Annotated in this window: 7 protein-coding genes; 1 reads left to right on the top strand and 6 read right to left on the bottom strand. The window is 71.9% G+C overall.

Features of this window, described 5'->3' with window-relative positions; genetic code table 11:
- Positions 1-53: 53 nt before the first annotated feature.
- Positions 54-2,372: a Tex family protein gene (locus AB0G50_RS24610; RefSeq protein WP_360112593.1), complete on the bottom strand. Its 2,319-nt coding sequence runs from the start codon at positions 2,370-2,372 to the stop codon at positions 54-56.
- Positions 2,373-2,538: 166 nt separating this feature from the next.
- Between AB0G50_RS24610 and AB0G50_RS24605 the strand changes: the two genes are divergently transcribed.
- A complete protein-coding gene (locus AB0G50_RS24605; RefSeq protein ID WP_360112591.1) occupies positions 2,539-4,131 on the top strand; it encodes a hypothetical protein in 1,593 nt (530 codons plus the stop codon).
- A gap of 15 nt (positions 4,132-4,146) precedes the next feature.
- On the opposite strand, the gene AB0G50_RS24600 is transcribed toward AB0G50_RS24605, so the two are convergent.
- The 5 genes from AB0G50_RS24600 to AB0G50_RS24580 form a co-directional block, all read right to left on the bottom strand.
- Positions 4,147-5,169 carry an aldo/keto reductase gene (locus tag AB0G50_RS24600; RefSeq protein WP_360112589.1) on the bottom strand — a complete coding sequence of 341 codons (1,023 nt, stop codon included), beginning with the start codon at positions 5,167-5,169 and terminating at the stop codon, positions 4,147-4,149.
- 106 nt (positions 5,170-5,275) lie between these two features.
- A complete protein-coding gene (locus AB0G50_RS24595; RefSeq protein ID WP_360112587.1) occupies positions 5,276-6,601 on the bottom strand; it encodes an LLM class flavin-dependent oxidoreductase in 1,326 nt (441 codons plus the stop codon).
- On the bottom strand, positions 6,598-7,326 hold the full coding sequence (locus tag AB0G50_RS24590; protein WP_360112585.1) for an ABC transporter ATP-binding protein: 729 nt from the start codon (positions 7,324-7,326) through the stop codon (positions 6,598-6,600). Before AB0G50_RS24590 ends, AB0G50_RS24595 begins: the two co-directional genes overlap by 4 nt.
- Positions 7,305-8,144 carry an ABC transporter permease gene (locus AB0G50_RS24585; protein WP_360112583.1) on the bottom strand — a complete coding sequence of 280 codons (840 nt, stop codon included), beginning with the start codon at positions 8,142-8,144 and terminating at the stop codon, positions 7,305-7,307. The genes AB0G50_RS24590 and AB0G50_RS24585 overlap by 22 nt, the downstream gene beginning before the upstream one ends.
- Positions 8,141-9,202: an ABC transporter substrate-binding protein gene (locus tag AB0G50_RS24580; RefSeq protein ID WP_360112581.1), complete on the bottom strand. Its 1,062-nt coding sequence runs from the start codon at positions 9,200-9,202 to the stop codon at positions 8,141-8,143. Before AB0G50_RS24580 ends, AB0G50_RS24585 begins: the two co-directional genes overlap by 4 nt.
- Between the last annotated feature and the right edge of the window lie 22 nt (positions 9,203-9,224).

The following is a 9,224-nucleotide window of genomic DNA, read 5'->3' as shown; positions in this document are numbered from 1 at the left end:
GCACCAACCGGCCACCGGGCTGGGGGTGTGGGTTCCACCCGCCACCGGCGTGGTTACTTCGAGCCGTCCAGGCCGGCTCGGCGGAGGGCTTCGGCCATGGCGTTGTTGGCGGGCGGGCGGTCCTGGCGTTGTTGCGGGCGGCCCTGTTGGCGGGGGTTGCGGCCGCCGCCGCCACCCGCGCGGGCGTCGCGGGGTTGGTCCTTCGGGGGTTTGCGGGCTGGGTCGTCCTGTAGGCGCAGGGTCAGGCCGATGCGCTTGCGCGGGATGTCGACCTCCAGGACCTTCACGCGCACCACGTCGCCCGACTTCACCACATCACGCGGGTCCTTCACGTACGTGTCCGACAGCGCCGAGATGTGCACCAGCCCGTCCTGGTGCACGCCGACGTCCACGAACGCCCCGAACGCGGCCACGTTCGTCACCACGCCCTCCAGCACCATCCCGGGCTTGAGGTCGCCGATCTTCTCCACCCCGTCGGCGAACGTCGCGGTCTTGAACGCGGGACGCGGGTCGCGGCCGGGCTTCTCCAGTTCGCGCAGGATGTCCGTCACGGTCGGCAACCCGAACGTCTCGTCCACGAAGTCCTGCGGCCGCAACGACTTCAGCACCGTCGTGTTCCCGATCAACGCGGCACCACCGGCGCTCTGCTGGATCCGCCGCACGACCGGGTAGGCCTCCGGGTGCACCGACGACGCGTCGAGCGGGTCGTCACCGTTCGGGATGCGCAGGAAGCCCGCGCACTGCTCGAACGCCTTGGGCCCCAACCGGGCCACGTCCTTGAGGGACCGCCGGCTGCGGAACGGGCCGTGGGAATCCCGGTGCACCACGATGTTCTCGGCCAACCCGGCGGTGATGCCGGACACCCGGGACAGCAGCGGCACCGAGGCGGTGTTCAGGTCGACGCCCACCGCGTTCACGCAGTCCTCGACCACCGCGTCCAGCGACCGCGACAGCTTCGACTCGGACAGGTCGTGCTGGTACTGCCCGACCCCGATGGACTTCGGGTCGATCTTCACCAACTCCGCCAACGGGTCCTGCAACCGCCGCGCGATCGACACCGCGCCGCGCAGCGACACGTCCATGCCCGGCAACTCCGCCGACGCGAACGCCGACGCCGAGTACACCGACGCGCCGGCCTCGGACACGACGACCTTGGTCAGCCTCAGGTCCTCGTGCTTCTTGATCAGGTCCGCGGCGAGCCGGTCGGTCTCCCGCGACGCCGTCCCGTTGCCGATCGCGATCAGCTCGACGGAGTGCGCCTTCGCCAGCGCCGCCAGCTTGTGCACCGACTCGTCCCACCGGTTCGCCGGCACGTGCGGGAAGATCGTGTCGGTGGCGACGACCTTGCCCGTCGCGTCCACCACGGCCACCTTCACGCCGGTGCGGAAGCCCGGGTCGAGCCCCATCGTGGACCGGGTGCCCGCGGGCGCGGCGAGCAGCAGGTCACGCAGGTTCGACGCGAACACCTTGACGGCCTCGTCCTCGGCGAACTGCCGCAACCGCGACCGCAGGTCGATGCCCAGGTGCACCAGGATCCTGGTCCGCCACGCCCAGCGCACGGTGTCCGACAGCCACCGGTCCGCGGGCCGGCCCCGGTCGTCCACGCCGAACCGGGACGCGATGCGCGCCTCGTAGCCGGTGGGCTCGTCCTCGTCGGCCGGGTCGAAGGTGAGGTCGAGGACCTCCTCCTTCTCACCGCGCAGCAACGCGAGGATCCGGTGCGACGGCAGCTTCCCGAACGGCTCGGAGAAGTCGAAGTAGTCGGAGAACTTCGCGCCGTCCTCCTCCTTGCCCTCGCGCACCTTCGACGCCACCCGACCCTGCGTCCACATCCGCTCGCGCAGGTCGCCGATCAGGTCGCCGTCCTCGCCGAACCGCTCGACCAGGATCGCCCGCGCGCCCTGCAACGCCGCGCCGGTGTCCGCGACCTCCTCGGTCAGGTAGCCCCGCGCGGTCTCCAGCGGGTCCAGGCCGGGGTCGCCGAGCAGCGCGTCCGCCAACGGCTCCAGCCCCTGCTCGCGGGCGATCTGCGCCTTGGTCCGCCGCTTGGGCTTGTACGGCAGGTAGAGGTCCTCCAGCCGGGCCTTCGAGTCCGCGGCGAGGACGGCCGCCTCGAGCGCGTCGTCCAGCTTGCCCTGGGAGCGGATGGACTCCAGCACGGCGGCCCGCCGGTCCTCCAGCTCGCGCAGGTAACCGAGCCGCTCCTCCAGGGTGCGCAACTGGGCGTCGTCGAGCGCCCCCGTTGCCTCTTTCCGATAGCGGGCGATGAACGGGACGGTCGATCCGCCGTCGAGCAGGTCGACGGCAGCCCCGACCTGGCCCGCCCGCACCCCTAGCTCGTCGGCGATCCTCTGGTGAATGGCTGTGGTCACCACGGCATTGTGCCCAACCACGCCGAGCCGGAGGACTCAGGGGCCGGCTCACCCCGACCAGCCGATTCGTCCCACGTTCGAGTGAACATTCGGCTATGCGGAGTAACGGGCGTCTCCCCTGAACGACGTAACGGTCACCCCATTGCCCCTGGTCAGGAGGCAGGTCATGACCACCACCCTGGAACGCCTGCGAGCGGCCGTCGAGGCCGGAGGCGCGGTCGACTTCTCCGCGGAAGGCGCGACGATCGCGGCCGGAGACCTGCGAGACCTGCTGGCCCGCGCGAAGCCGCGGATGGTCGCGCTGCGCTCGGCGACGATCACCGGCGTGCTCGACCTGGAGGCGGGCCACCTCGGTTTCCCGGTCAAGTTCCGGGACTGCGTGTTCGACCGACCGCCCAACCTCGAACAGGCCTCCCTCGCGGGCCTCTACCTCACCTGCTGCACGCTGCCCGGCCTGCACGCCACCCAGGTCTCGTTGTCCGCCAACCTGATCGCGACCGGGTGCGTGGTGACCGGCGAGGTCACCCTGAACGGCGCGCACGTCGACGGCCAGGTCTGGTTGTGCGGAACGAGGTTGCTCAACCCGGGCGCGGACGCGCTGGCCGCCGACGGTCTGGTGGTGCGCGACGACCTGTTGCTCACCAACGGGTTCGCCGCCGAGGGCGCGGTGCGGATGATCGGCGGCGAGGTCGGCGGTCGGCTCCGGGCGGAGCGCGCCTCGTTCCGCAACAAGGGCGGCGTGGCGCTGGACTGCGCCGGCCTCGTGGTGAAGGAACCCGTGCTGTGGCAGAGCGGGTGCGTGGTGGAGGGGGACGTCGACCTGCGGTGGGCCAGGTTCGAGGGGTTGCTGGACTGCTCGGGCGCCGACATCGCGGGCGCGGTCAGCGCCGACGGTCTGAAGGTGTCCGGCGACGTCGTGCTGCGCTGCGAGCTGAACGGCGGCGTCGACCTCACCGGGTGTGAGATCGGCGGCAGCCTGGTGCTCGACGGCGGCCGGTTCACCAGTCGCGGTCGCGCCGCACTCGACCTCGCCCGTGCACACATCGCGCAGAACCTGTTGTGCGGCAAGGACTTCGTCGCGGACGGCAAACTCGTGCTGACCGGAGCGACCGTGGACGGCCACCTGCGGCTCGCGGGCGAGTTCAAGGACGACGTCGACCTGCGCCAGGTCACCGCCGGCCGGTTCGACGACCAGGGCCTCACGACCGAGAAGCGGTTGCGGCTCAACGACTTCGTCTACGGCGGGTTGTCCGCGGAGGGGGTCGACCCGCACACCCGGATCACCCGGTTGCGCGAGCACGAGTACAGCCCGCAGATCTACCTCCAGCTGGCCAAGGTCTACGAGGCCGCCGGACTGCCGGACGACGCGAAGAAGGTGCTGGTGGCGGGCCAGGACGCGCGCAGCGCGCTCGCCCGGTGGCCGCGCCGGACGCTGGACCTGCTGTTCAAGTACACGGTCTGGTACGGGTTCCGGCCGCTGCGGATCCTGTGGTGGTACCTGGTCGCGATCGGGGTCGGCTGGCTGGTGTTCGGCCTGCTCGGCGTGGAGGCGTTCGTGCCGAAGGACACGCAGGCGCACTTCCACCCCGTGCTCTACACCGTCGACCTCCTGCTGCCGGTGGCCCGGTTCGGCTACCAGGACCTGTGGCAGGAGAAGGGCGACGTGGTCTGGGTGACCGCCGCGTTCACCTTCGCCGGCTGGATCCTCGGCGTGTCCCTGCTGGCGGGGCTCGGCAACCTCGTCAAGCGCGATCGCTGAGCCCCGCCGGGGACCTCAGCGCCGGCGGCGGGCCGGGTCGGTGATCGACGGCGGGTGGTAGCCCAGGTCGCGCGCGGACAGCGTGACGCCCGGCGGCACGATGCGGTCGATCTCGTCCAGCACGTCCGACGGCAGCCGCAGGTCGGCCGCGCCCAGCTGGCCCTCCAACTGCTCCGGGGTGCGCGGCCCGATGATCACCGACGTCACCGCCGGGTGCTCCAGCACGAACGCCAGTGCCAGGTGCACCAACGACAACCCGGCCTGCTCGGCCAACCGGGCCAGGGCCTCCACCGCCTCCAGCTTCGCCGCGTTCTCCGCCTCGGCGATGGAGTAGCGGCCGGGGAAGCGCTCGGCGCGCGACGACGGCGGCTGCTCGCCGCCCACCCGGTACCGGCCGGTGAGCCAGCCGCCCGCGAGCGGGCTCCACGGGATCACCGCCAGGCCGTGCCGCTGGGCGACCGGCAGCACCTCGCGTTCCACGGCGCGGGCCAGGATCGAGTACGGCGGCTGCTCGGCCACCACTCGCTCCCGACCGCGCCGGTCCGCGATCCACTGGCCCTCCACGATGTCCGACGCGAGGAAGGTGGAGGTGCCGATGTAGCGGATCTTGCCCGCGCGCACCAGGTCGGTGAGCGCGCCCAGGGTTTCGTCGAAGTCGGTGTCGGGCTCGGGCCGGTGCACCTGGTAGACGTCGATCCAGTCGGTGCCGAGCCGGCGCAGGCTGTCCTCGACCGCGCGCACCGCCCAGCGCCGCGAGTTGCCCCGCCGGTTCACGTCCTCGCCCAGCGCGCCGTGGAACTTGGTCGCCAGCACCACGTCGTCGCGGCGACCGGCCAGCGCCTTGCCGACGATCACCTCCGACTCGCCCGCCGAGTACACGTCCGCCGTGTCGATCAGGTTGATCCCGGCGTCCAGGGCGCGGTGGACGATCCGCACCGACTCCTCGTGCGACGGGTTGCCCCAGGCGCCGAACATCATCGTGCCCAGCGCCAGCGGGCTGACCCGGACCCCGGTCCGGCCGAACGGTCGGTGACTCATGCTGCCCTCATTCTCGACCGGGACGCCGCTGCGGCCTCCCCCACGTGCGCGCAACACCGCGCCGAACCGCGCTATTCCGCCCGCACCGGAAATCCACTGTGGACGGTCACACCGGCGTGAGCGCGAACTGGTTGGCCGGTCGCGGCAGGCCGTAGTGCTCGCGCAACGTCGAGCCGGTGTACTCGGTGCGGAACAACCCGCGGCGGCGCAGGATCGGCACCACGTGCTCGGCGAACGCCTCCAGCCCGGACGGCAGCACGGCGGGCATGATGTTGAACCCGTCGGCCGCGCCCGAGGTGAACCAGCGCTCGATCGTGTCCGCGACCTGCTCGGGCGTGCCGGCGAACGTCTTGTGCCCGCGCCCGCCGCCGAGCCGCCCGATGAGCTGCCGCACGGTCAGCCGCTCGCTCCTGGCCAGCTCGACCACCAGCGTGTACCGCGACTTCGCGCCCTCGATCTCGTCCTCGGACGGCAGGTCCGCCGGCAGTTCCCGGTCCAGCGCGAGGGAGTCCCGCGGCACCCGGAGCAACCCGGCCAACTGCTCGAGCGCGCCCTCGGCCAGGATCAACCGGTCCAGCTCGGCCTCCGCGGCCAGCGCCTCGGCCTCGGTCGACCCGATCACCGGCACCAGGCCGGGCAGGATCTTCACGTGGTCGGGGTCGCGCCCGGCGGCCGCCGCGCGCCGCTTCAGGTCGGCGTAGAAGGCCTGCGCCCGCGCCAGGGTCTGCTGCGCGGTGAACACCGCCTCCGCGTGCCTGGCGGCGAAACCGCGGCCGTTCTCCGACGACCCGGCCTGCACCAGCAGGGGGTAGGCCTGCGGCGAGCGCGGCACGTTCAGCGGTCCGCGCACCCGGAAGTGCGGGCCCTCGTGGTCGATCGCCCGCACCCGCGCGGCTTCCGCGTGCACACCCCGGTCCTTGTCCGCCACGATCGCGTCGTCGTCCCACGAGTCCCACAACTTCTTGGCCACGGTGAGGAACTCGTCGGCCCGCTCGTACCGGTCGACGTGCGCGGGTTGGCCCTCCAGACCGAAGTTGCGCGCCGCCTCGTCGCCCGCCGTCGTGACGATGTTCCACCCCGCCCGACCGCCGGAGACGTGGTCCAGCGAGGAGAACCGGCGCGCCAGGTTGAACGGCTCGTTGTAGGTGGTGGACGCGGTGGCGATCAACCCGATCCGTGAGGTGGCCCGGGCCAGCGCGGTCAGCAGCACGGTCGGCTCCAGCGTGCCCGACGGGCGACGGCCGACGTGACCCCACAGCACCGGCGCGTCGGCCAGGAACACCGAGTCGAACAGCGCGGCCTCGGCGGTGCGCGCCAACCGCTCGTGGTAGGCGATGCTCAGGTGCCCGTGCGGGTCGCTCTCCGGAAGTCGCCACGACGCCTCGTGGTGGCCCGTGTCGTGCAGGAACAGGTTGAGGTGCAATTGGGTCACGACGACACTCCCTCGGTGATCCCCAGCGCGGCCAGCAGGCGGTCGCGGTGGGACTGGAACAGCGGGTCGCGGTGCGAACGCGGCTCGGGCAGGTCCACCCGGACGTCGAGCCCGATGCGACCCTCCTCCAGCACCACGATCCGGTCGGCCAACTCCACGGCCTCGTCCACGTCGTGCGTGACGAGCAGCACCGCGGGTTGGTGCCGCGCGCACAGCTCGCGCAGCAGGTCGTGCATCCTGATGCGGGTCAACGCGTCCAGCGCGCCGAACGGCTCGTCGGCCAGCAGCAGCACGGGTTCCCGCACCAGGCACCGCGCGAGCGCCACCCGTTGTTGCTCGCCGCCGGACAACTCGGTGGGCCAGGCCCGTTCCCGGCCGCTCAACCCGACCTCGGCGAGCGCCCGCCGGCCGCGGTCCCGGGCGTCGGACCCGGTCACGCCCAGCAGCACGTTGTCCAGCACCCGCGCCCACGGCAGCAGCCGCGAGTCCTGGAACGCCACCGAGACCTCCTGCGGCACCCGCAGTTCTCCGCTGCCCGCCACGTCGTAGTCCAAGCCCGCCAACGCCCTCAGCAGCGTCGACTTGCCGGAACCGCTGCGCCCCAGCAGGGCGACGAACTCGCCCGGCGCGATGTCCAGGTCCACCCCGGCGAGCACGTCCCGGTCGCCGAAGCGGCGCACCAGGTTCCGGGCCCGCACCGCGGTCAGGCCAACGTCCGCCGCCATGCCAGCACCCGCCTCTCGACCAGTCGCAACCCGGCGTCGGACAGGAAGCCGAACAGCCCGTACACCAGGAGCCCGACCACGATCACGTCGCTCTGGCCGTAGTTCTGGGCCTGGAACATCAGGTACCCGATGCCGCTGGTGGCGTTGATCTGCTCCAGCACGATCAGGAACAGCCACGAGCCGGTCACGCCCAGCCGCAGCCCGACGAAGAACCCGGGCAGCGCGCCGGGGAACACGACCTGGCGGACGAACCGGGCCCGGCTCAACCCGACCACCTCGGCCAGCTCCACGTAGCGCTTGTCGATGCCGGTCAACGAGGAGTGCGTCTGGATGTAGATCACCACGGCCACGCCGATCGCGATCACCACGATCTTGAAGCCCTCGCCGATGCCCAACCAGAGGATCAGCAGCGGGATCAGGCCGAGCGACGGTATCGACCGCTTCACCTGGACCGTGCCGTCGATCAGCGACTCGCCGACCCGGCTCAACCCGGCGGCGAGCGCCAGCGCGGTGCCGACGACCGCGCCGAACAGGAAGCCCAGACCCGCGCGCTGCAACGACGCCAGCACGCTCTCGGGCAGCTTCCCGTTCTGGGTCAACGTGATCCCGGTGTCGATCACGGTCCACGGCGCCGACAGCACGCGGGGGTCGAGCCAGCCGGTGGCCGACGCGGCGCTCCACACGGCCAGGATCAGGGCCGGGCCGATCAACCGGCCGTAGGGCACGGGCGTGCCCGGTCCGAGGCGTCGTCTTCGCGGTGTGGCGCGCAGTTCCGGCACGGGCGCGGCCTCGGTGGGCGGGCTGAGCGTGTGCGTCATGGTTTGCTCCGGTAGAGGGCGGGCACGGACTCGGAGGCGAGGGACTCGAACCGCCGGTCGAACAACGTCGACGCGTCGACCTTCGGCGTGAAACCGCCCTGCGCCATCAGGTCCGAGGTCTCCTGCTCCCAGCGGATCGCCTCGTCCCACGACGCCGGGAAGTACGGCCGGGGCTGGGCCTTGACGATCCGCCTGCCGTCGGCCGCGGTGACGCCCTGGTCCTTGACGTAGTAGGCCTCGATCCACGGCTCCGGGTTCTCCCACGCCCACACCAGGCCCTGCGCCCAGAACGGGACGAAGGCCCGGATCGCGGCGGCCTTCGCGTCGTCGCGCAGCACGGAGGTGGGCGCCCACAGCACGGCCAGCAGGTCGACGGCGGTCATCGGGATGGCGCGCGCGCCGTCCTTGCCGTACTGGTCGAGGTACTTGGTGGTGCTGGGCTCGGCGAGCACCGCGACGTCCACCTGCCGGGACTGCAACGCGGTCAGGAACTGGTTGCTGGTCAACGAGATCAGCTCGACCTCGTCGTTGCGCAGCCCCAGCTCCTTGAGCGTGCGCAGCACCACGACGCCCTGCGCCTGACCCTGGGAGAACGCGATCTTGCGGCCCTTGAAGTCCGCCAACGACTTCACGGCGCTGCCCGGAGCGGTGGCGAAGGTGTAGGTCGGCGTCTCCCGCTGCACCACCGCGACGATCTTGGTGTCGAACCCGATCGCGGCGGCCTGGATGGGCGGGATGCCCGCGTTCAGGCCGACGTCGACCGAGCCCGCGCGGAACGCCTGGATCACGTCCGGCCCGGCGAGCACGTTCGGCCACTCGGGCACCTCGAACGGCAGCTTCGCGAGCCGGCCGGAGAGTTCCAGTTGGCTCAGCGTGGTCCGGATGCCGATGGTCAGCTTGGTGCCCGGCGGTATCGCGGTGGGCAGCGGGCCGGCCGGCGCCGGCGCGCCCGCCGCGCCGTCCGCCGGCGCGCAGCCGACCAGGCCGAGCGCGCCCACGCCGAGCAGGCCGGCCAGGAGGGAACGCCGGGTCGGTGCCGGCGTGGAGGGCTGAGTCATGTCGGGAGTCCCAGGTCGTGGT

Source organism: Actinosynnema sp. NPDC020468, assembly GCF_040642015.1.
Lineage (GTDB): Bacteria > Actinomycetota > Actinomycetes > Mycobacteriales > Pseudonocardiaceae > Actinosynnema.
The sequence above is the reverse complement of the archived record's forward strand: the minus strand, read 5'-3'. Positions and strand labels throughout refer to the sequence as shown.